A 20,610-nucleotide genomic window follows, 5' to 3' on the forward strand; every position below is an offset into this window, starting at 1 on the left:
TATGATGGACGGGAATATCCGTACGAATGCGTATGATGACGGTTCTACTGACGCCGCCACCGACGAACAGCAAATTCGTAATTTCAATATAAACTTTGGTCCGCAACACCCCGCGGCCCACGGTGTTTTGCGTCTTGTTCTTGAACTCGACGGCGAGATTGTTGAACGTTGTGACCCGCACATCGGCCTGTTGCACCGTGGCACCGAAAAGCTGATGGAAAGCCGCACTTACCTACAGAACCTGCCGTATTTTGATCGGTTGGACTATGTCGCGCCCATGAACCAAGAACATGCTTGGTGTCTTGCGATTGAAAAGCTGACAGGCACCGAAGTGCCGCGTCGTGCGTCGCTGATCCGCGTGCTTTATTCTGAAATTGGCCGGGTGTTGAATCATCTTCTGAACGTTACGACCCAAGCGATGGACGTTGGTGCGCTGACCCCACCTCTCTGGGGCTTTGAAGAGCGTGAAAAGCTGATGGTGTTTTACGAGCGCGCCTGTGGTGCCCGTTTGCACGCTGCATACTTCCGTCCGGGCGGTGTGCACCAAGATCTGCCTGATCAACTGATCGAGGACATTGATACTTGGGCTGTTGAGTTCCCAAAGGTTCTTGCTGACATTGACGGCCTGCTGACTGAAAACCGGATTTTCAAACAGCGTAACGCTGACATCGGCATCGTCACCGAAGAAGACATCCAAGAGTGGGGCTTCTCTGGTGTCATGGTGCGCGGTTCTGGCCTTGCGTGGGATTTGCGCCGTGCACAGCCCTACGAGTGCTACGATGAATTTGAATTCCAAATTCCGGTTGGCAAAAACGGCGACTGCTATGACCGTTATCTGTGTCGTATGGAAGAAATGCGCCAATCTACGTCGATTATCCGTCAGGCCTGCGAAAAGCTACGCCATGAAAAAGGTGATGTGATGGCGCGCGGTAAGATGACCCCGCCAACACGCGGTGAAATGAAAACATCGATGGAATCTTTGATCCATCACTTCAAACTATACACCGAAGGTTTCCACGTTCCTGCTGGCGAAGTTTACGCCGCCGTCGAGGCACCCAAAGGTGAGTTTGGCGTCTATCTGGTCGCTGATGGATCAAACAAACCTTACCGCGCCAAACTGCGTGCGCCGGGTTTCTTGCATTTGCAGGCGATGGATCACGTGGCCGGTGGTCACCAGCTTGCCGACGTTGCTGCGATTATCGGTACGATGGACGTCGTATTTGGTGAGATCGACCGCTAATGGGTTCGATTACGGTTGATATTTGGCTGCTGGTGCTTGGTGCCGTTTCTGGCATGGCTGGCGGGCTTGTCGCGCGTGGCCGTGGTCGGTTTGTGAAATCTGCGATTGCCGGTGCAGTCGCTGTGTTTTTGGTGACGTTTCTGCGTGGCCAACTTTGAACCGCTTAGCGGATATTGGAAGGAATAAAAGACATGAAGCGTAAACTGATCGGTCTTTCGTTTGTTGTGCTTTCGGCCTGTGCTGGCGGAACGTTTCAAGTGCCTGATTTTCGTCCCGATACCACGCCATCGCCTGCGCCTGTGGTTAATCCGCTGTCCGCCAAAGAACGGTTTGTCACCACAGTTGAACAAAACGGTTGTGTCGTGAACGAAAGCAACTCTTCCATCGTTCTTGCTGATGCGACGCTATCTGTCGAAGATCTGGGCCGCATCATGAACGAACTGAAAGCCGAAGGGCGAGGGCAGGTTGCTGCCGATCAACGGTCGTTTGAAATCATTTCTGCTAATTGCCCTTAACCAAAAAGGAGGTCGCTAGATGAGTACTCTTGGCTTGCCGGGCCTGCTGCTTTTGTTGGGTGGCCTTAATCCTGGTGGGATTGTTCCTACCACCTTGTTTGCGCTGACCACATCAGCCGCCGTAATGACTGGGATAAACTAATGCTACGCCGCCTATACCACGAACAACCAGCCACGTTTGCATTTACGCCTGATAACCAAAAATGGGCCGAAGCGCAGACAAAGAAATTCCCCGAAGGCCGTCAGGCCTCTGCCGTGATCCCGCTGTTGTGGCGCGCACAAGAGCAAGAGGGATGGCTGACCCGCCCTGCGATTGAACACATCGCAGAGATGTTGGACATGGCCTATATCCGGGTACTTGAGGTCGCGTCGTTCTACTTTATGTTCCAATTACAGCCCGTGGGTTCGATCGCACACATTCAGGTTTGCGGCACGTTGTCGTGCATGATTTGTGGTGCAGAAGATCTGATCGGTGTCTGTAAAGACAAGATCGCTGACAAGGCGCATGCGCTATCCGCTGATGGTAAATTTTCTTGGGAAGAAGTCGAATGCCTTGGTTCATGTGCGAACGCACCGATGGCCCAGATCGGCAAAGACTATTACGAAGATTTGACCGCTGCACGTCTGAGCGAAATCATTGATGAATTAGCTGCAGGGCAGGTTCCTGTGCCGGGGCCACAAAATGGTCGTTTCGCGGCGGAGCCGCTTAAGGGACTGACGTCTTTGCGGGGCTATGACAGCGGCAAGACTAAGTATAACGCAAGCGTGCAAGCTGCTGTTGATATTGGTGACACGGTGAAGCGTATCGATGGGACCGAGGTTCCGCTTTTGACGCCATGGATTGATGACGGCAGCGCAGCCCCTCAAAAGCCGAAAGCGGCGGACAAACCCAAAGCCCCGAAACCTGCAGCCAAGAAGCCGGTCGATAAGACGGGTATCACGAAACAAGAAGCCGTCGCGCAATCGAAGGGCAAGCCGGAAGCGCAACCCGCACCGGCAGGCGATGTCGCAGAGAAAAAACCACGGACAATGAAGGCACCACGCAAAGCAGGTGCTGATGATCTGAAACGCATTAGCGGCGTCGGCCCAAAGCTAGAGGGCGTCTTGAACGAACTTGGTTTTTGGCACTTTGATCAGATCGCAAAATGGACCGACGCAGAGGTCGTTTGGGTTGATAGCCGGTTGAAGTTTAAAGGCCGTATTGTACGCGATAACTGGATTGCACAAGCTGCTGAGTTTGCAACGAAAGGCTAAGAACGCGGCGATTGGGCCGCATATTTGGCCTAATCGCTTGATTTTTCGACCTTTGCGATAAAATGTTTAGGTTTTTTCATCCTGGCGGGTAAATGTTTCGGGAAGCACGGTTCGGGAATGCCGAAATTGGCCGTGCTTTGACGAAACAGGACGGCGTCGGTGTGCTGCCGTCCGAGGGAGACTGAAAAGATGAACGAAGCAAAACCTATTACCACGCGTATGATTGCGATTGCGGCCTGTTTTGGCGGTGTTCTGGCTCTGCTCTTGCTGATTTTTAGCAAGCTTGGCTTTTTGGGCGCACTTTTGATTGGCTTGATTGTTGCAGCGATTGTTCTTGTTGTCCTGATGTTCGGCTGGGCCGATGCATTCGTAAAGCCCGTTGAGCCACCAGCCTCTGCTGCTGCGACTCCGGATACGACGCCCGCGCCAGAGATGGCACCCGCCCCTATTGTTGCACCGATTACAGCATCACCAATCATTGAACCAACGCCCGAGGTCGAACCAGAGGTTGCGGAGGAACCAGAGCCGATTGTCGCACCAGAGCCCGAGCCTGTTGTTGAGCAAGCGCCTGAACCGGTTATAGAAGCAGCGCCAGTTGCAGAACCAGAGCTAACCCAAGCGGAGCCAGTCGAAGAAGCGCCTGTCGCCCTTGCGGCAGAAGACGCCGGAAAACCTGTTGCGCTAAAGGCTGCACGTGAAGGTGGGGCAGATGATCTTAAAAAGATCAAAGGCGTTGGTCCAAAGCTTGAAACCATGCTCAACGGGATGGGAATTTACCACTTTGACCAGGTTGCATCATGGGGCGCATCGGAACAAAAGTGGGTCGATGAAAATTTGCAGGGCTTTAAGGGTCGTGCAACCCGTGACAAATGGGTAGAACAAGCCAAGACACTGGCGGCTGGCTAAGCCATCAGGTAAAGAAAACGAAAGGCGGCGTCGCAAGGCGCCGTTCCACACATGAGCCAAAAAACAGATGAAAAACAGGCAAAGGCGGGACAACGCACCGCGTTGATTCTTGCTGGAACTGGTGCTTTATGGATTTTGGCTACATGGGCGGGGTCACATTTCGGTTGGTCCATTCGGACACGCGCGTTATTTGACCTTGCAGCACTCGCTGGTTTTGGCTTTGCGCTGTGGCAGACATTTCAACTCTGGCGCGCGCGCCAGAACGACAAGGGCGAAAGCTGATGCTCAAAGACGAAGACCGTATTTTTACCAACCTTTATGGTATGCACGAGCGTACCTTGGCAGGCGCACAAGCACGTGGTCATTGGGATGGTACAGCCGCTATTATCAAAAAAGGGCGGGACTGGATCGTAGACGAGATGAAAGCCTCGGGCCTGCGTGGTCGTGGCGGTGCGGGCTTCCCGACTGGTTTGAAATGGTCGTTCATGCCCAAAGAAACCGACGGTCGCCCGTCTTATCTTGTGGTCAACGCTGACGAATCTGAGCCAGGCACATGTAAAGACCGCGAAATTATGCGCCACGATCCGCATACGCTGGTCGAAGGGTGCCTGATTGCGTCTTTCGCGATGAACGCACATGCCTGCTATATCTATATCCGTGGCGAATACATTCGCGAACGTGAAGCGCTACAAGCTGCCATTGACGAAGCATATGCTGCTGGTTTGGTTGGTAAGAACGCTGCCAAATCCGGCTGGGATTTCGACATTTACCTGACCCATGGGGCAGGGGCCTATATCTGTGGTGAAGAAACCGCACTTCTGGAAAGCCTTGAAGGCAAAAAGGGTATGCCGCGGATGAAGCCGCCATTCCCTGCGGGTGCCGGTCTTTATGGCTGCCCGACAACAGTGAACAACGTCGAATCGATCGCTGTGGTGCCGACGATTTTGCGTCGCGGTGGTGGTTGGTTTTCTGGCATTGGCCGCGCAAACAACGCGGGAACAAAGCTTTTCGCGATCTCAGGTCACGTGAACAACCCGTGTGTCGTCGAAGAAGAAATGGGGATTTCGTTCGAAGAGCTGATCGAAAAACACTGTGGTGGCATCAAAGGTGGTTGGGATAATCTGAAGGCTGTGATCCCTGGTGGTTCGTCTGTGCCAAACGTGCGTGGCGAAAACATGCGCGATGCGATTATGGACTTTGACGGCCTGAAAGAAAAAGGGTCATCGTTGGGGACTGCGGCCGTGATCGTGATGGATCAGTCAACTGACATGATAAAAGCGATCTGGCGTTTGTCCAAGTTTTATAAGCACGAAAGCTGTGGTCAGTGCACCCCATGTCGAGAAGGCACCGGCTGGATGATGCGCGTTATGGAGCGTTTGGTAAAAGGTGATGCATCGGTTGAAGAAATCGATATGCTTTTTGATGTGACCAAACAGGTTGAGGGCCACACAATTTGTGCGCTTGGTGATGCGGCCGCGTGGCCAATTCAGGCTCTTATCCGGAATTTCCGGGACGATATTGAAGACCGGATTAAACATAAACGTATTGCGGGGATTGCTGCAGAATGATCATACGCGGAGTAATGTTAGGAGCAGCTTTAAGCCTTGCTGCATGTGCAACCGGACCGGGCGCCGCGCGTTCGTTCGATGATCCGGCTGTGCAAAAGTTGTATAACATGTCGACACCAATGTATTATGCGACACTTAAGCTTGCGAATGATGTCGCGCGCAGCTGTCCTCGTTACCGCTATGATGCGATCTTGGATGCCGAGCTGAACGAAAAACGTAATGAGATTGGTCGGGGTTCGCTGTCCGCCATTCCGTTGCGCGTTGCCATCGAAACAGAAACAGGTGTGAGCGAGCGTAGCTTTGTTGCAAAACACGGCGTTGAGCTAACGGGTGCTGATCTTTGTGGCGCCGCTGACGCCGAAACGCTTGAAGGGACTGCTTTAAGCGCGCTTTTGGTCCCGGTCTAAACGCTGATGGCATTTCGTAATATTCTTGATGGGGCCGCCAGTTTCTGCGCGGCCCTTATCACGCTTACTGTTTGTGGCTTGCCTGCGTGGTTTACCGTTGTCGCGGTACGGTCCGATGTCGCACCAATTTGGGCGTATGGTGCGGCGGCTGGGCTTGCGATCATTGGGGGGATTTTGACTGTCGCCTTTTTGCGTAAGTCTTTTTCAGGAATTGCCCCAACACGCCAACGTAGGCGTTAGTGCCCTCGCGTAAGCGGGGATCGTTCGGCGTTTTGTCACCTAAAATACACCGTTGATATTGAATAACGTCGCGACAAACGCACATTGAGGGTCAGCTTAGCGCATGAATTGCCTTTGCCTCAAAGGAGAGACCGCATGACAAAAACATCAGGGATTATCGCCGCAATTGCCATTGCCGCCACAGGCATGGTCAGCCCTTTAGCTGCGCAAACCCCGCTGAAGGATGTTGCGCAGGTCCGCAACGGTATCATCTATGTTGGTATGGCATATGAGATTTCCCGCAAATGTGATGACATCGGCGCACGCACGTGGCGTGGGTTGAATTATCTCCAGTCTTTGAAGCGGCTTGCAAGCGATTTAGGGTATTCGGATGCTCAGATAGATGCCTATGTTCATGATGATGCCGAAAAAGATCGCCTTGAAAATATAGCGCGGCAGCAACTTGCGCAGCTCGGAGTCGTTCCCGCAGAGCCCGCGACATATTGCGCCGTGGGACATGCACAAATCGCTGCAAATACGCGCGTAGGCTGGTTGTTGCGCTAACACGCCGAATTTGACATGAAATTTGGCGTCTTTTTTGCCAAACTGACTGGCATCATGTTCCCGGTCGCGCTAGAACGCGTCCAACGCGGTCCCACCTCATATCGTTGGGGAAGGCGCGAACGGGAATATAAAGGCACGCCATGTCTGATCTACGCAAAGTCGTCATTGATGGAACTGAGGTCGAAGTTGATGGGGCGATGACCCTGATTCAGGCCTGTGAAGAGGCCGGGATCGAGATCCCGCGTTTCTGTTATCACGAACGTTTGTCGATTGCGGGTAACTGCCGCATGTGCTTGGTTGAGGTCGTCGGCGGTCCACCAAAGCCTGCTGCGTCTTGTGCGATGCAGGTGCGCGATTTGCGCCCCGGACCCGAAGGCCAGCCACCGGTTGTGAAAACCAATTCGCCCATGGTCAAAAAGGCCCGCGAAGGCGTGATGGAGTTCTTGCTGATAAACCATCCGCTTGATTGTCCGATTTGCGACCAAGGTGGCGAATGTGACCTTCAAGATCAGGCAATGGCCTATGGCGTAGACTTTAGCCGTTTCCGTGAACCAAAGCGTGCGACTGACGATCTGGATCTTGGCCCGCTTGTTGAGACCCACATGACGCGCTGCATTTCTTGCACGCGCTGCGTACGGTTCACGACCGAAGTAGCGGGCATTTCGCAGATGGGTCAGACTGGCCGTGGCGAAGATGCTGAAATCACGAGCTACCTTGGCGAAACGCTTGATTCGAATTTGCAGGGCAATATCATCGACCTTTGTCCCGTTGGTGCGCTGGTTTCGAAGCCATACGCATTTACTGCGCGTCCATGGGAACTAACAAAAACCGAATCTATCGATGTTATGGATGCGCTTGGTTCTAACATCCGCGTTGACACGAAGGGCCGCGAAGTGATGCGTATCATGCCGCGCAACCATGACGGTGTGAACGAAGAGTGGATCTCTGATAAGTCTCGTTTCGTTTGGGACGGTCTGCGTCGCCAGCGTTTGGATACACCTTATATTCGTGAAAACGGCAAGCTGCGCAAAGCAGGTTGGGGCGAGGCTCTGACGGCCGCTGCTGCTGCGATGAAGGATAAAAAGGTTGCTGGTCTCGTTGGCGACCTCGCGCCTGTTGAAGCGACCTATGCCCTAAAGCAATTGGTCGAAGGGCTGGGCGGCGTTGTCGAAAGCCGTATCAACGGCGCCAAACTGCCTGCTGATAACCGTTCTGCTTACGTTGGTACTGCTACGATTGAAGACATCGATGATGCAGAGACGATATTGCTTATCGGTACGGACCCTCGGGTCGAGGCACCTGTATTGAATGCGCGCATCCGTAAGGCTTGGTCCAAGGGTGCGAAAGTCACGCGGATCGGCGAAGTCACGGACCTTACTTATGACGTGCAAGAATTGGGCGTTGATCGCGCCGCTTTGGAAAAGCTTGCTGCGATGGATTATTCCGACAAGCAAGGCGTCCGTGGTGTTGTGATCATCGGCCAAGGTGCGCTGAGCGAAGTTGATGGTGAGGCTGTTCTAGGTCAAGCCATGAAGGCTGCTGGAAAAGCAGGCGCGAAATTTATGGTGCTGCACACTGCTGCGTCACGGGTTGGCGCGCTTGATGTCGGCGCAGTTGCTGACGGCGGTATGGATGCTGTTTCAGAGGCCGAGGTTGTTTATAACCTTGGTGCTGATGAGGTGGAAATCGCTTCTGGCGCATTTGTGATCTATCAAGGATCACACGGTGATCGTGGCGCACACCGTGCCGACATCATCCTGCCGGGCGCTGCCTATACCGAAGAAAACGGATTGTTTGTAAATACCGAAGGTCGCCCGCAACTTGCGATGCGCGCCAGCTTCCCTCCGGGTGAGGCAAAAGAAAACTGGGCAATCTTGCGGGCACTGTCCGCAGAATTAGGGGCGACCCTGCCGTTTGATAGTTTGGCGCAATTGCGTCAGGCGATCGTCGCGGCGCATCCGCATCTAGGACAGATTGACGAAGTCACGGAAAACGAATGGAACCCGATCCCGGTTAAAAAACCGGGTAAGGCAGATTTCAAGTACGCAATCACGGATTTCTACCTGACAAACCCAATCGCGCGCGCATCTGGACTGATGGCTGAACTGAGTGCGAATGCCAAAGCGCGGGCTAACCCTGCGATCGCGGCGGAGTAAGACGGGGCTTGCCCCATGAATTTCAGCCCTTTGGGCTGGCACCTGCGGCGTGAAATAGATACGCGCTGCATCAAAATTGGCACCGCCCAAAACGGTGTGAGGGAATAAAGATGGTCGAGTTCTTTACCAATACCAACCTTGGGATGGTCCTTGTTATTTTGGGCCAGTGTTTGCTGGTTCTGATTCCATTGTTGGTCGCTCTTGCGTTTCTTATGTACGCAGATCGCAAAATTTGGGCTGCTGTGCAGATGCGTAAGGGACCGAACATTGTGGGTGCCTTTGGGTTGCTGCAATCCTTTGCGGATTTCTTGAAATACATCGTCAAAGAGATCGTTGTGCCAGCGGGTGCCGACAAATTTGTCTTCTTCCTCGCGCCGATGATCTCCTTTGTGCTTGCGGTGGTTGCTTGGTCGGTCATTCCGTTTAACGACGGCTGGGTGTTGTCCAATATCAATGTTGCGATCTTGTTTGTCTTCGCGGTTTCCTCGCTTGAAGTATACGGCGTGATCATGGGCGGTTGGGCTTCGAACTCTAAATACCCATTCCTTGGGTCATTACGGTCCGCCGCGCAGATGATTTCTTACGAAGTGTCACTTGGTTTGATCATCATCGGTGTGATTATTTCAACCGGTTCGATGAACTTTGGCGATATCGTCGCGGCTCAAGACGGGGCAGGCGGATTGTTCAGCTGGTACTGGGTTGCACACTTCCCAATGCTGTTCCTCTTCTTCATCTCGGCCTTGGCTGAAACCAACCGCCCGCCATTTGACCTTCCCGAAGCGGAATCAGAACTGGTTGCTGGTTATCAGGTTGAATATTCCTCCACGCCATTCCTGCTGTTCATGATCGGTGAATTGATGGCCGTGGTTCTCATGTGCGCACTGATTTCACTGCTGTTCTTTGGGGGGTGGCTGTCACCACTGCCGTTTTTGCCCGATGGCATCCTGTGGATGATCCTGAAAATGGCGATGTGTTTCTTCATGTTCTCAATGGTAAAGGCGATTACGCCACGCTACCGCTATGACCAACTGATGCGGATCGGCTGGAAAGTATTTCTGCCACTGTCACTGGCATGGGTGGTTTTAGTGTCGTTCCTCGCGAAATTCGAAGTGCTCGGCGGATTCTGGGCCCGCTGGACGATGGGAGGCTGATATGAGCCAAATGGATTATACCCGTGCCGTAAAGTATTTCCTGCTTCAGGATTTCTATGTCGGTTTTAAATTGGGATTGAAGTATTTCTTCTCGCCCAAGGCGACGTTAAACTACCCGCATGAGAAGGGGCCGTTGAGCCCACGTTTTCGTGGTGAACACGCTTTGCGCCGTTATGCGAATGGTGAAGAGCGGTGTATCGCTTGTAAGCTTTGCGAGGCTGTTTGCCCGGCGCAGGCAATCACCATTGACGCGGAACCGCGTGATGATGGTTCGCGCCGCACCACGCGTTATGACATCGATATGACCAAATGCATCTACTGCGGCTTCTGCCAAGAAGCCTGTCCGGTGGATGCGATCGTTGAGGGGCCGAATTTTGAATTCAGCACCGAAACCCGCGAAGAACTTTATTATGATAAAGAGAAACTGCTGGCGAACGGCGACCGTTGGGAAGCCGAGATTGCCCGCAATCTCGAACTCGACGCACCGTATCGGTAGGGGACAAGACAATGGGCGCTTGGGGCGTAGGATCACTCGATAACGATGGCAGTCAAGACTGGCTAACTGACTTTAACGAATTCGGTGCATCCGCTGCATCTGATGTTCTTGACGCTTGCTCGGACGCAATCGCCAGTGGGTATGTCGAAAGCGACATCGGTTCTGCGATTGTTGCTTTGGCCGAAGTTGTTGTCGCAGCACTTGGTAAACCGGATGAGGATCTGGCTGACCAACTTGAAGAACCCGTTGAAAATCATAAAGACGCGTTGTTGGATATTGATAATGTTCAGGCCCGAACCAGCGAGGCGCTGGAAGCTCTGACCGCCGACTCCGATAGCTCTGAGCTGTATGATCTTTGGCAAGAGGCCGATGAGCTGGATCAATGGCTATCGCAGGTAAATACTTTGCGCGCGAGGTTGGACGCGGCATGAGTGATCAGAACCCCTTTGAAGCCATGATGCAGATTGGTCAAGACTGGGCCAAATCCATGAATGTTGACTTGGACGCCTTCACGCCCAAGGGATTTGAGAACCTATGGCCAACGATGCCCAAGGAAACAATGGAGATGTTCTTTGGCAAAGGCGTCAACCCTGACGGGCTTGATGCAAAGACGCGCCTTTTGTTGACGCTTGCGGGCTTGACTGTGCTGGGCGCGCAGGCCGAGGCGCAAATCCGGTTGACCGTTCGACACCTGACCGAAGCGGGCGCCACGAAACAGGAAATCGCTGAAACGATCGCCCAGATGGGTATGTTTGGCGGCGTTCCTGCAATGAATAAGGCCATGCAATTGGCCAACGAAGTGTTGGAAAAGGACGAAACCGCATGAGTGTTTTCGCGTTCACATTCTATCTGTTTGCGATCACCACGGTCGTAGGTGGGTTGTTTACAGTCATCAGCCGGAACCCAGTACATTCGGTGCTTTGGTTGATCCTTGCATTTCTGTCCTCGGCGGGGCTGTTTGTGACCCTTGGCGCTGAATTCGTCGCGATGCTGTTAATTATCGTTTACGTCGGCGCGGTCGCTGTTCTTTTCTTGTTTGTTGTCATGATGTTGGACGTCGACTTTGCCGAACTGAAGGCAGAAATGGCGAAATACATGCCGCTGGCTTTGTTGATCGGGATCGTCATTATCATGCAACTGGCGCTGGCATTCGGCGTTTGGGGCTTTTCTGACGGTGTTACCGACCGCATTGCGGCACCGCAGGGTGACGCGAATAACACAGCGGCCCTCGGGATGCTGATTTACGACAAATACATCATGCTATTCCAATTGGCTGGTCTGATCCTGCTGGTAGCGATGATTGGCGCGATCGTCCTGACGTTGCGCCACCGCGTGGATATCAAACGCCAGAATGTGATCGCGCAAATGCACCGTGATCCCGCGAAGGCAATGGAACTCAAAGACGTAAAACCGGGGCAGGGGCTGTGATGGGAAAATTTTCGAGAAAAATTTTCGACCCAGAAGGAAATTCTAGAATTTCCTTTGTGCGTATGACAGCAAAAGGAATGACACAATGATAGGACTTGAACATTATCTTGCGGTGGCTGCGGCCCTGTTTGTCATTGGCATCTTTGGTCTTTTCCTGAACCGAAAGAACGTCATCATCCTGCTGATGAGCATCGAATTGATGCTGTTGGCGGTGAACATCAACTTTGTTGCGTTCTCTAGCTACCTGAATGATCTGGTTGGTCAGGTCTTTACGCTTTTTGTTCTGACTGTTGCCGCCGCAGAGGCCGCGATTGGTCTGGCAATTCTTGTGTGTTTCTTCCGTAACCGCGGAACCATCGACGTTGAAGACGTCAACGTGATGAAGGGCTAACGCAAATGGAAACCACCATCCTTTTTGCCCCGTTAGTGGGCGCGATTATTGGCGGCTTTGGTTGGAAGCTGATCGGGGAAACCGCCGCGCAGTGGATTACTACAGGCCTGCTGTTCCTCGCGGCATTCCTGTCGTGGATCGTATTCCTGTCATTTGATGGCACGACCGAGACAATCCACATCCTGCGTTGGATCGAAAGCGGCACGCTGTCTACTGATTGGTCGATCCGTATGGACCGTCTGACCGCGATCATGTTGATCGTGATCACGACTGTTTCTGCGTTGGTGCACCTCTATTCATTCGGCTACATGGCCCATGATGAGCATTTCAGCGAAGGCCAGCACTACAAGGCCCGCTTCTTTGCGTACCTGTCGTTCTTTACCTTTGCGATGTTGATGCTGGTCACCTCTGACAACCTTGTTCAGATGTTCTTTGGTTGGGAAGGCGTGGGCGTTGCGTCTTACCTGTTGATCGGTTTCTACTACAAAAAGCCATCTGCCGGTGCCGCTGCGATCAAAGCGTTTGTTGTGAACCGTGTCGGTGACTTTGGTTTCGCGCTGGGTATCTTTGCACTGTATATGATGACGGACAGCATCCGCTTTGATGATATCTTTGCTGCCGTGCCCGACCTCGCGGAACAAAACCTGCACTTCCTTTGGAGAGACTGGTCCGCAACGAACCTGATTGCGATGCTTCTGTTCATCGGTGCGATGGGTAAATCGGCGCAACTGATCTTGCATACTTGGTTGCCTGACGCGATGGAGGGTCCGACACCTGTGTCAGCGCTGATCCATGCTGCGACCATGGTTACTGCGGGTGTCTTCCTGGTTTGCCGTATGTCACCGCTGATGGAATATGCGCCGGAAACGACGAACTTCATCGTGTTCCTTGGTGCGACGACTGCATTCTTTGCGGCGACCGTTGGTCTGGTGCAGAACGACATCAAACGCGTCATCGCGTATTCAACCTGTTCACAGCTGGGCTATATGTTCGTTGCCGCTGGCGTTGGTGTTTACTCGGTCGCGATGTTCCACCTGCTGACACACGCGTTCTTTAAAGCGATGCTGTTCCTTGGCGCCGGTTCTGTGATCCACGCGATGCACCACGAACAAGACATGCGGAACTACGGCGGTCTACGTAAAAAGATCCCTTACACATTCTGGGCGATGATGATCGGTACGCTGGCCATTACGGGTGTAGGCATTCCGCTGACGCACTTTGGTTTCGCTGGCTTCTTGTCCAAAGATGCGGTGATCGAAAGCGCATACGCAGGTACTTCTGGTGGTTATGCCTTCTGGATGCTGGTTATTGCGGCATTCATGACAAGCTTCTACAGCTGGCGCCTGATGTTCATGACGTTCTACGGCGAACCGCGTGGCGACAAACATACGCATGACCACGCGCATGAAAGCCCGACTGTTATGTTGATCCCATTAGGTGTTCTTAGCCTTGGTGCGATCTTTTCTGGGATGCTTTGGTACAGCTCGTTCTTTGGTGATCACCATAAGGTCGAAGTGTTCTTTGGTATTGCTGAAGCTGAAGCACATGTCGAAGATCACGCTGGCGGCTTTAGCCTAATCTCTGCAGCCTACGCAGCTGAGACAACACAGGGGTCTGACGACGGTCACGCAACCGAAGCCAACGAAGATGGCCACGGTGTTGCAGCTGTACCGGGGCAGGGCGCGATCCACATGTCTCCTGACAATCATGTTATGGATGATGCGCACCACGCTCCTATTTGGGTGAAAGTATCGCCATTCGTTGCGATGATCCTTGGCTTGGCTTTGGCTTATCTGATGTATATTCGTCGCCCCGATCTGCCCGCCAAATTGGCCCAGCAGCAGGCGCCGCTTTACAATTTCTTGCTCAACAAATGGTACTTTGATGAGCTGTACAACTTTATCTTCGTTCGGCCGGCTTTCGCCATTGGGCGGTTCCTGTGGAAGCAGGGTGATACGAAACTAATCGACGGTGGGATTAACGGTTTGGCAATGGGCATCATTCCATTCTTCACAAAGCTGGCAGGGCGTGCGCAGTCTGGCTATGTGTTCACTTATGCGCTGGCAATGGTCATAGGGATTGCGGTGCTGCTGACCTGGGTCACGATGACCGGGGGGGCAAACTAATGGGCAACATTCTTTCGCTGACCACGTTCATTCCGCTATTGGGTGCCGTCATTCTTGCGCTTTTCTTGCGCGGTGATGACGCTGCCGCCCAGCGGAACGCCAAATGGGTCGCCATGGTGACGACATTGGTTACGTTCCTGACGTCGCTGTTCATCTTGTCGAACTTCAACCCTAACGACACCGGCTTCCAAATGGTCGAGACACGGTCTTGGCTTGCTGGTTTGCAATATAAGATGGGTGTTGATGGTATCAGCATTCTGTTCGTGATGCTGACCACATTCCTGATGCCGCTTGTTATTGCGTCCTGCTGGAACGTCACAACACGTGTCAAAGAATACATGATCGCTTTCTTGCTCTTGGAAACTTTGATGCTGGGCGTGTTCATGGCGCTTGATCTGGTGTTGTTCTACCTGTTCTTCGAGGCGGGCCTGATCCCAATGTTCCTGATCATCGGGATTTGGGGTGGCAAGAACCGGATCTACGCATCTTTTAAGTTCTTCCTATACACCTTCCTTGGCTCAGTGCTGATGCTGGTTGCGATGGTTGCGATGTTCTCGCAAGCGGGTACGACCGACATTCCAACGTTGATGACATTCACTTTTGGATCTGAAAACTTCAGCATCCTTGGCGTGCAGATCGTTGGTGGTATGCAGACTCTGCTGTGGCTCGCGTTCTTTGCAAGCTTTGCTGTGAAAATGCCAATGTTGCCTGTGCACACATGGTTGCCAGATGCGCACGTTCAGGCGCCGACAGCTGGTTCGGTCGTGTTGGCGGCAATCCTGTTGAAGATGGGTGGCTACGGCTTCCTACGCTTCAGCCTGCCAATGTTCCCAATCGGGTCCGAGGTAATGGGGCCGCTGGTTCTATGGCTGTCCGCAATCGCGATCGTTTACACGTCGCTGGTCGCACTTGTCCAAGAAGACATGAAAAAGCTGATCGCCTATTCATCGGTAGCCCACATGGGGTACGTGACGATGGGGATCTTTGCGGTGAACCAACATGGTATCGACGGTGCGATTTTCCAGATGATCAGCCACGGCTTTATCTCTGGCGCGTTGTTCCTTTGTGTTGGTGTGATCTATGACCGCATGCATACACGTGAAATCGACGCTTACGGTGGTCTGGTTAACCGGATGCCTGCTTACGCGCTGATCTTTATGTTCTTCACCATGGCAAACGTTGGTCTCCCGGGCACATCTGGCTTTATCGGCGAATTCTTGGTTCTGGTTGGTATCTTCCAAGTGAACACCTGGGTGGCTGCTATCGCGACAACTGGTGTTATCTTCTCGGCGGCTTATGCGCTGTGGCTGTACCGCCGCGTTGTGATGGGTGACCTGATTAAGGAAAGCCTGAAGACGATCTCTGACATGACCAAGCGTGAAAAGGTAATCTTTATCCCACTGGTCGTCATGACCCTGCTGCTGGGTGTTTACCCTGCACTGGTTCTGGACATCATCGGGCCGAGCGTTGCTGCGCTGGTTGAAAATTACGAAACGGCTGTGGCGGGGTTTGAAACCGTCGGCCAAGTTGCGTCGCATTAAGGAACGGATGACATGATTTCCGCAGATATCCAAATCGTCATGCCTGAAATCCTGCTGGCAGTGTATGCCATGCTGGCCCTTCTTGGCGCTGTTTACACAACGAAAGACAAGATGGCGTCACTGCTGACTTGGGTGACTTCTGGCTTGTTTGTTTTGCTGGCCCTTTGGATCGGCATGAACGGACAGGGCACACAGACAGCCTTTGACGGCATGTTCAACGATGATGCGTTTGCGCGTTTCTCGAAGGTCACAATCCTGCTGTCCGCTGCCGCCGTGCTGGTCATGTCCGAAGCCTATATGAAACGCCGCGGTTTGCTGCGCTTTGAATACCCAATTCTTGTCGCACTTTCTGTCGTCGGCATGATGGTTATGGTCTCGGCTGGCGACCTGATGGCGCTTTACATGGGGCTAGAGCTGCAGTCGCTTGCGTTGTATGTTGTGGCATCGCTGCGCCGTGATAGCGTGAAATCGACCGAAGCTGGTCTGAAGTATTTTGTACTGGGCGCTTTGTCTTCTGGTCTACTGCTATACGGTGCATCGCTGACTTACGGTTTCGCGGGAACAACATTGTTTAGCGGCATCATTGAAGCGAGCGCACATCATCCATCATTGGGCCTGCTGTTCGGTATCGTGTTCTTGATTGCTGGTCTTGCATTCAAAGTGTCGGCTGCGCCGTTCCATATGTGGACACCAGATGTTTACCAAGGCTCCCCGACACCAGTCACAGCATTCTTTGCTACAGCGCCAAAGATCGCGGCAATGGCAATGTTTGCGCGCGTTGTACATGATGCGTTTGGCGGGATCGTTAGCGAATGGCAGCAAATTGTTGCGTTCTTGGCTGTTGTGTCCATGTTTCTTGGTGCGGTTGCCGCGATTGGTCAAAAAGACATCAAACGTCTGATGGCGTATTCGTCTATCGCGCACATGGGCTTTGCCTTGATGGGCCTTGCTGCGGGCACCGTTCTGGGTGTGCAGGCGATGCTGATCTATATGGTAATCTATGTGACCATGAACGTCGGTACATTCGCGTTTATCCTTGGGATGGAACGTGATGGTCGCCCGGTTACGTCGATTGAAAGCCTTAAGATGTATTCAAAGCGCCAGCCGCTGCGTGCACTTGCGATGCTGGTGCTGATGTTCAGCCTTGCTGGCGTGCCGCCAATGGTTGGCTTCTTCGGAAAATTCTATGTGTTGCGTGCAGCATATGATGCGGGCCTTGGCTGGTTGGCTATTGCTGGTGTGATCGCATCCGTGATTGGTGCGTTTTACTATCTGCGCATCGTTTACTACATGTACTTCGGCGAAGAAACTGACGCGCTTGACGGTAAGATGAACCCAGTTCTTTGGACATTCTTGATGGCCTCTGCACTGATCATGCTGGTTGGCGTCGTGAACTTGTTCGGCATCGAACCAATGGCCGCAAGCGCGGCAGCAGCGCTTGTCAACTGACGGTACACACGCGCATTGGCCTACCGGCTATGGGCGTGTGATCCACGATAGCGTGGATAGCACAATGGCCGAGGCTGCGCGCCTCGCGCCCACTTTAGAACAACCCACTTGGATAATGGCTCGCACCCAAACCGCTGCACGCGGTCGGCGCGGGCGGCCGTGGATCGTTCCTGCCGGAAATCTAAATGCGACTTTGGTCTTTAAACCCAGCTGTAGCCCCGCCGATGCGGCAAAGCGATCTTTCCTTGCCGCCAACGCACTTCAGGCCGCACTCGCGATTTATATCCAACCCGAAAAACTGGCGCTGAAATGGCCGAATGACGTGCTGCTTTCCGGCGGAAAGGTCGCTGGCATTTTGCTTGAAAGCAGCGGGCAGGGTAGCGTTGTTGATTGGCTGTCGATTGGGATAGGCGTAAATTTGGCCCACACGCCGGACGGTGTGACTGGCGCGGCCTTTGCCCCAACAAGCCTGCGCGCTGCAGGCGGATGGGACGTGGACCCAGAGGATTTTTTAGCGGTTCTGGCTGATACCTATGCAACGCAAGAAGACAAGCTGAGGACAATCGGCTTTGCACGTATCCGCGACGATTGGCTATCCAAGGCCGCCCGGCTAGGCGAGGTCATCACTGCCCGTACGGCGCGCGAAGAAATCACCGGTCTGTTTGAGACGGTCGATCTGGATGGCAATCTTGTGTTGCAAACAGCACAAGGGCCGCGGATCATTCCCGCCGCCGATGTCTATTTCTGATAAGGGGACGCTTCATGCTTTTGGCAATTGATTGCGGCAATACCAATACCGTTTTTTCGATCTGGGACGGTAAATCGTTTATCGCGACATGGCGTACGAGCACCGAATGGCAGCGTACGGCGGACCAGTACTATGTCTGGCTGTCCACGCTGATGGAATTCCAAAAGGTTGACGTGGCTATTAACGAGGTAATCATCAGTTCTACGGTTCCGCGTGTGGTGTTTAACTTGCGGGTGCTGTCAGATCGGTATTTTAATTGCCGCCCAATGGTTGTTGGTAAGCCTGATTGCTTGCTTCCCCAGTCCCCGCGTGTGGACGAAGGAACGCAAGTTGGGCCTGATCGGGTTGTTAACGCGGCGGGTGCGTTTGATCGCCACGGTGGTAACTTGGTTGTCGTTGACTTTGGCACCGCGACCACCTTTGATGTGGTCGATGTAGACGGGGCCTATGTTGGCGGGGTGATCGCACCGGGCGTAAATCTCAGTCTTGAAGCGCTGCATAATGCGGCAGCTGCGCTACCACATGTCGATATTTCCAAGCCCCAACGTGTCGTAGGGACAAATACTGTTGCGTGCATGCAATCGGGCGTCTTTTGGGGTTACATTGGCCTTGTCCGCGAGATATGTGCGCGGATCAAAGCAGAACGTGGCGTTCCAATGCAGGTCATCGCGACCGGGGGGCTTGCGCCTTTGTTCCAGCAGGCTGAAAACCTGTTCGACGCGTTCGAAGACGATCTGACGATGCACGGCCTGACCGTCATCCATAAATACAACAAGGATAACACATGACCGACCGCTTGATTTACCTGCCTCTAGGGGGCGCCGGCGAGATCGGCATGAACGCTTATGTCTATGGATATGGCGCTCCGGGTAAGGAACGGCTGATCGTTGTCGATCTGGGCGTGACATTTCCTGATATGGACGGGACGCCGGGTGTTGACCTGATCTTGCCAGACATTGCATGGCTTGAGAAACGCAAATCACAGATCGAAGGCATCTTTATCACGCACGCGCACGAAGACCATGTCGGCGCGATCGGCCACTATTGGGAACGTCTGGGTGCGCCTGTTTACGCCCGTCCGTTCACTGCGAATATTGCGCGCCGCAAGCTGGGTGAACATGGTTTGCCGGATAGCGTTGTAAACGTCGTTGACGTTTATCCTCAAGTTATCGATTGCGGCCCGTTCAAAGTATCCTACCTGCCGATCAGTCACTCTATTCCCGAAAGCGCGGGCTTGTTGATCGATACGCCTGATGGACGTGTGTTGCATTCGGGTGATTTTAAGATCGACGAAACGCCAGTGGTCGGCGACCCATGGAATGCAGCCCTATGGGAAGAAGTGTCCAAAGACGGTGTTAAGGCGCTTGTCTGTGATAGTACGAACATCTTCTCCAATGCAGAAGGCCGGTCAGAGGCGACCATCGGCGATGCAATCGCTGACATGATGAAAGAAGCGACAGGGATGGTCGTTGCGACAACCTTCGCATCGAATATCGCACGTCTGAAAACACTGGCAATTGCGGCGCAAAAAGGTGGTCGCTCTGTCGTGTTGCTTGGCCGTGCGATGCGCCGGATGGTAGAAGCGGCGACCGAAGTTGGCATCCTGTCGGGGTTCCCACCCGTGGTTTCCCCAGAAGACGCGCTGAACATGCCACGTGAGAACGTGATGCTGTTGGTGACCGGATCCCAAGGCGAACGCCGCGCCGCATCTGCACAGCTTGCCCAAGGGTCATATCTGGGCCTCAAGCTAAAGGAAGGGGATACCTTCCTGTTCTCATCCAAGACGATCCCTGGGAATGAGCGCGGCGTGATCCGTATCATGAACCAACTGTCCGAACTGGGCGTTGATGTGATCGACGATGCGGGTGGCAAATACCACGTGTCCGGTCACGCGAACCGCCCTGATCTGGAAACCATGCACCAGATCGTTAAGCCGCAAATCCTGATCCCAATGCATGGCGAACACCGTCACCTGCGTGAACACGTCAAGGTCGGCAATGCGGCAGGGCTTACGGGCATCGTGGCTGTCAATGGTATGATGATCAACCTATCAGGCAACGCACCTAAGGTCGCTGAATATATTGAAACCGGCCGCACCTATCTGGATGGGTCGGTACAGATCGGCGCAATGGACGGCATCGTGCGCGACCGCATCCGCATGGCGCTGAACGGCCATATGATTGTGACGCTTATCATCGACGAAAACGATGAGCCACTGGGTGATCCATGGGTCGAAATTTCGGGCCTTGCCGAAACCGGCAGGAACAACGCAGCCTTGGTCGAGGTCGTCGAAGAAGACCTGAGCCAATTCATCAACCGTGCAAATGCCAAAACCCTGCGCGACGAAGTGAAGCTGGAAAAAGAGCTAAGAACAATCGCGCGCCGTTCGGCCCAAGGCGAGATCGGGAAAAAGCCCGAAGTGACGGTGATTGTCAGCCGGTTGGGGTAATT

24 protein-coding genes are annotated in these 20,610 nt (G+C 53.4%); all 24 read left to right on the top strand.

From position 1 onward, the window contains the following. Position 1: 1 nt before the first annotated feature. The 24 genes from CYQ09_RS03025 (at position 2) to CYQ09_RS03130 (ending at position 20,608) form a co-directional block, all read left to right on the top strand. The gene (locus tag CYQ09_RS03025) at positions 2–1,240 is read left to right on the top strand and encodes an NADH-quinone oxidoreductase subunit D (RefSeq protein ID WP_106743963.1); all 1,239 of its coding nucleotides are present in this window, start codon (positions 2–4) and stop codon (positions 1,238–1,240) included. Further along, complete coding sequence (locus tag CYQ09_RS18235) at positions 1,240–1,398, top strand: hypothetical protein (RefSeq protein ID WP_162617552.1); 159 nt, start codon at positions 1,240–1,242, stop codon at positions 1,396–1,398. Before CYQ09_RS03025 ends, CYQ09_RS18235 begins: the two co-directional genes overlap by 1 nt. A 33-nt stretch (positions 1,399–1,431) precedes the next feature. Further along, a complete protein-coding gene (locus CYQ09_RS03030) occupies positions 1,432–1,755 on the top strand; it encodes a hypothetical protein (RefSeq protein WP_106743964.1) in 324 nt (107 codons plus the stop codon). Between the two features lie 19 nt (positions 1,756–1,774). Next, complete coding sequence (locus tag CYQ09_RS18535; protein ID WP_275425354.1) at positions 1,775–1,897, top strand: hypothetical protein; 123 nt, start codon at positions 1,775–1,777, stop codon at positions 1,895–1,897. Continuing rightward, complete coding sequence (locus CYQ09_RS03035) at positions 1,897–3,009, top strand: NADH-quinone oxidoreductase subunit E (protein ID WP_106743965.1); 1,113 nt, start codon at positions 1,897–1,899, stop codon at positions 3,007–3,009. Before CYQ09_RS18535 ends, CYQ09_RS03035 begins: the two co-directional genes overlap by 1 nt. Positions 3,010–3,198: 189 nt before the next feature. After that, positions 3,199–3,915: an NADH:ubiquinone oxidoreductase gene (locus CYQ09_RS03040; protein WP_106743966.1), complete on the top strand. Its 717-nt coding sequence runs from the start codon at positions 3,199–3,201 to the stop codon at positions 3,913–3,915. A gap of 51 nt (positions 3,916–3,966) precedes the next feature. Beyond that, positions 3,967–4,197 carry a DUF5337 domain-containing protein gene (locus CYQ09_RS03045; RefSeq protein ID WP_106353640.1) on the top strand — a complete coding sequence of 77 codons (231 nt, stop codon included), beginning with the start codon at positions 3,967–3,969 and terminating at the stop codon, positions 4,195–4,197. After that, positions 4,197–5,483 carry an NADH-quinone oxidoreductase subunit NuoF gene (gene nuoF, locus CYQ09_RS03050; protein ID WP_106743967.1) on the top strand — a complete coding sequence of 429 codons (1,287 nt, stop codon included), beginning with the start codon at positions 4,197–4,199 and terminating at the stop codon, positions 5,481–5,483. Before CYQ09_RS03045 ends, nuoF begins: the two co-directional genes overlap by 1 nt. After that, complete coding sequence (locus CYQ09_RS03055) at positions 5,480–5,890, top strand: hypothetical protein (RefSeq protein WP_106743968.1); 411 nt, start codon at positions 5,480–5,482, stop codon at positions 5,888–5,890. Before nuoF ends, CYQ09_RS03055 begins: the two co-directional genes overlap by 4 nt. 6 nt (positions 5,891–5,896) lie before the next feature. Further along, positions 5,897–6,130: a hypothetical protein gene (locus CYQ09_RS03060; protein ID WP_106743969.1), complete on the top strand. Its 234-nt coding sequence runs from the start codon at positions 5,897–5,899 to the stop codon at positions 6,128–6,130. Positions 6,131–6,265: 135 nt separating this feature from the next. Then, positions 6,266–6,673, top strand: coding sequence for a DUF5333 domain-containing protein (locus CYQ09_RS03065; RefSeq protein ID WP_162617553.1), 408 nt, complete (start codon positions 6,266–6,268; stop codon positions 6,671–6,673). 140 nt (positions 6,674–6,813) lie between these two features. Continuing rightward, on the top strand, positions 6,814–8,829 hold the full coding sequence (nuoG, locus tag CYQ09_RS03070; RefSeq protein ID WP_106743970.1) for an NADH-quinone oxidoreductase subunit NuoG: 2,016 nt from the start codon (positions 6,814–6,816) through the stop codon (positions 8,827–8,829). Between the two features lie 110 nt (positions 8,830–8,939). After that, positions 8,940–9,980 (top strand): NADH-quinone oxidoreductase subunit NuoH, encoded by a 1,041-nt coding sequence (gene nuoH, locus CYQ09_RS03075; RefSeq protein WP_106743971.1) that lies wholly within the window; start codon positions 8,940–8,942, stop codon positions 9,978–9,980. Between the two features lies 1 nt (position 9,981). After that, positions 9,982–10,476: an NADH-quinone oxidoreductase subunit NuoI gene (nuoI, locus tag CYQ09_RS03080; RefSeq protein ID WP_106743972.1), complete on the top strand. Its 495-nt coding sequence runs from the start codon at positions 9,982–9,984 to the stop codon at positions 10,474–10,476. A gap of 11 nt (positions 10,477–10,487) precedes the next feature. Continuing rightward, complete coding sequence (locus tag CYQ09_RS03085; RefSeq protein WP_106743973.1) at positions 10,488–10,907, top strand: DUF4259 domain-containing protein; 420 nt, start codon at positions 10,488–10,490, stop codon at positions 10,905–10,907. Next, complete coding sequence (locus CYQ09_RS03090; RefSeq protein WP_106743974.1) at positions 10,904–11,302, top strand: carboxymuconolactone decarboxylase family protein; 399 nt, start codon at positions 10,904–10,906, stop codon at positions 11,300–11,302. The genes CYQ09_RS03085 and CYQ09_RS03090 overlap by 4 nt, the downstream gene beginning before the upstream one ends. After that, positions 11,299–11,904 (top strand): NADH-quinone oxidoreductase subunit J, encoded by a 606-nt coding sequence (locus CYQ09_RS03095; RefSeq protein ID WP_106743975.1) that lies wholly within the window; start codon positions 11,299–11,301, stop codon positions 11,902–11,904. The genes CYQ09_RS03090 and CYQ09_RS03095 overlap by 4 nt, the downstream gene beginning before the upstream one ends. A gap of 85 nt (positions 11,905–11,989) precedes the next feature. After that, positions 11,990–12,295 (top strand): NADH-quinone oxidoreductase subunit NuoK, encoded by a 306-nt coding sequence (gene nuoK / locus CYQ09_RS03100; protein WP_106353662.1) that lies wholly within the window; start codon positions 11,990–11,992, stop codon positions 12,293–12,295. Positions 12,296–12,300: 5 nt separating this feature from the next. Next, positions 12,301–14,421: an NADH-quinone oxidoreductase subunit L gene (gene nuoL, locus CYQ09_RS03105; protein ID WP_106743976.1), complete on the top strand. Its 2,121-nt coding sequence runs from the start codon at positions 12,301–12,303 to the stop codon at positions 14,419–14,421. After that, entirely contained in the window at positions 14,421–15,962 is a 1,542-nt protein-coding gene (locus tag CYQ09_RS03110; protein ID WP_106743977.1) for an NADH-quinone oxidoreductase subunit M, read from the top strand. The genes nuoL and CYQ09_RS03110 overlap by 1 nt, the downstream gene beginning before the upstream one ends. Positions 15,963–15,974: 12 nt before the next feature. Further along, complete coding sequence (nuoN, locus tag CYQ09_RS03115) at positions 15,975–17,411, top strand: NADH-quinone oxidoreductase subunit NuoN (protein WP_106743978.1); 1,437 nt, start codon at positions 15,975–15,977, stop codon at positions 17,409–17,411. Next, positions 17,401–18,159, top strand: coding sequence for a biotin--[acetyl-CoA-carboxylase] ligase (locus tag CYQ09_RS03120; protein ID WP_106743979.1), 759 nt, complete (start codon positions 17,401–17,403; stop codon positions 18,157–18,159). Before nuoN ends, CYQ09_RS03120 begins: the two co-directional genes overlap by 11 nt. Positions 18,160–18,173: 14 nt before the next feature. After that, the gene (locus CYQ09_RS03125) at positions 18,174–18,947 is read left to right on the top strand and encodes a type III pantothenate kinase (protein WP_106743980.1); all 774 of its coding nucleotides are present in this window, start codon (positions 18,174–18,176) and stop codon (positions 18,945–18,947) included. Next, on the top strand, positions 18,944–20,608 hold the full coding sequence (locus tag CYQ09_RS03130) for a ribonuclease J (RefSeq protein ID WP_106743981.1): 1,665 nt from the start codon (positions 18,944–18,946) through the stop codon (positions 20,606–20,608). Before CYQ09_RS03125 ends, CYQ09_RS03130 begins: the two co-directional genes overlap by 4 nt. Positions 20,609–20,610: the final 2 nt, after the last annotated feature.

The organism is Yoonia maritima (assembly GCF_002933395.1).
Lineage (GTDB): Bacteria > Pseudomonadota > Alphaproteobacteria > Rhodobacterales > Rhodobacteraceae > Yoonia > Yoonia maritima_A.

What these genes read in the sequence shown, in the direction of transcription:
- CYQ09_RS03035 (WP_106743965.1), top strand. Translation starts at nt 1,897, where the DNA reads ATGCTACGCCGCCTATACCACGAACAACCAGCCACGTTTGCATTTACG.
- nuoL (WP_106743976.1), top strand. Translation starts at nt 12,301, where the DNA reads ATGGAAACCACCATCCTTTTTGCCCCGTTAGTGGGCGCGATTATTGGC.
- CYQ09_RS03110 (WP_106743977.1), top strand. Translation starts at nt 14,421, where the DNA reads ATGGGCAACATTCTTTCGCTGACCACGTTCATTCCGCTATTGGGTGCC.
- nuoF (WP_106743967.1), top strand. Translation starts at nt 4,197, where the DNA reads ATGCTCAAAGACGAAGACCGTATTTTTACCAACCTTTATGGTATGCAC.
- nuoN (WP_106743978.1), top strand. Translation starts at nt 15,975, where the DNA reads ATGATTTCCGCAGATATCCAAATCGTCATGCCTGAAATCCTGCTGGCA.
- CYQ09_RS03060 (WP_106743969.1), top strand. Translation starts at nt 5,897, where the DNA reads ATGGCATTTCGTAATATTCTTGATGGGGCCGCCAGTTTCTGCGCGGCC.
- CYQ09_RS03090 (WP_106743974.1), top strand. Translation starts at nt 10,904, where the DNA reads ATGAGTGATCAGAACCCCTTTGAAGCCATGATGCAGATTGGTCAAGAC.
- CYQ09_RS18235 (WP_162617552.1), top strand. Translation starts at nt 1,240, where the DNA reads ATGGGTTCGATTACGGTTGATATTTGGCTGCTGGTGCTTGGTGCCGTT.
- CYQ09_RS03045 (WP_106353640.1), top strand. Translation starts at nt 3,967, where the DNA reads ATGAGCCAAAAAACAGATGAAAAACAGGCAAAGGCGGGACAACGCACC.
- CYQ09_RS03055 (WP_106743968.1), top strand. Translation starts at nt 5,480, where the DNA reads ATGATCATACGCGGAGTAATGTTAGGAGCAGCTTTAAGCCTTGCTGCA.
- CYQ09_RS03085 (WP_106743973.1), top strand. Translation starts at nt 10,488, where the DNA reads ATGGGCGCTTGGGGCGTAGGATCACTCGATAACGATGGCAGTCAAGAC.
- nuoK (WP_106353662.1), top strand. Translation starts at nt 11,990, where the DNA reads ATGATAGGACTTGAACATTATCTTGCGGTGGCTGCGGCCCTGTTTGTC.
- CYQ09_RS03040 (WP_106743966.1), top strand. Translation starts at nt 3,199, where the DNA reads ATGAACGAAGCAAAACCTATTACCACGCGTATGATTGCGATTGCGGCC.
- CYQ09_RS03125 (WP_106743980.1), top strand. Translation starts at nt 18,174, where the DNA reads ATGCTTTTGGCAATTGATTGCGGCAATACCAATACCGTTTTTTCGATC.
- CYQ09_RS03095 (WP_106743975.1), top strand. Translation starts at nt 11,299, where the DNA reads ATGAGTGTTTTCGCGTTCACATTCTATCTGTTTGCGATCACCACGGTC.
- CYQ09_RS03130 (WP_106743981.1), top strand. Translation starts at nt 18,944, where the DNA reads ATGACCGACCGCTTGATTTACCTGCCTCTAGGGGGCGCCGGCGAGATC.
- CYQ09_RS18535 (WP_275425354.1), top strand. Translation starts at nt 1,775, where the DNA reads ATGAGTACTCTTGGCTTGCCGGGCCTGCTGCTTTTGTTGGGTGGCCTT.
- CYQ09_RS03065 (WP_162617553.1), top strand. Translation starts at nt 6,266, where the DNA reads ATGACAAAAACATCAGGGATTATCGCCGCAATTGCCATTGCCGCCACA.
- nuoI (WP_106743972.1), top strand. Translation starts at nt 9,982, where the DNA reads ATGAGCCAAATGGATTATACCCGTGCCGTAAAGTATTTCCTGCTTCAG.
- CYQ09_RS03025 (WP_106743963.1), top strand. Translation starts at nt 2, where the DNA reads ATGATGGACGGGAATATCCGTACGAATGCGTATGATGACGGTTCTACT.
- CYQ09_RS03030 (WP_106743964.1), top strand. Translation starts at nt 1,432, where the DNA reads ATGAAGCGTAAACTGATCGGTCTTTCGTTTGTTGTGCTTTCGGCCTGT.
- nuoG (WP_106743970.1), top strand. Translation starts at nt 6,814, where the DNA reads ATGTCTGATCTACGCAAAGTCGTCATTGATGGAACTGAGGTCGAAGTT.
- nuoH (WP_106743971.1), top strand. Translation starts at nt 8,940, where the DNA reads ATGGTCGAGTTCTTTACCAATACCAACCTTGGGATGGTCCTTGTTATT.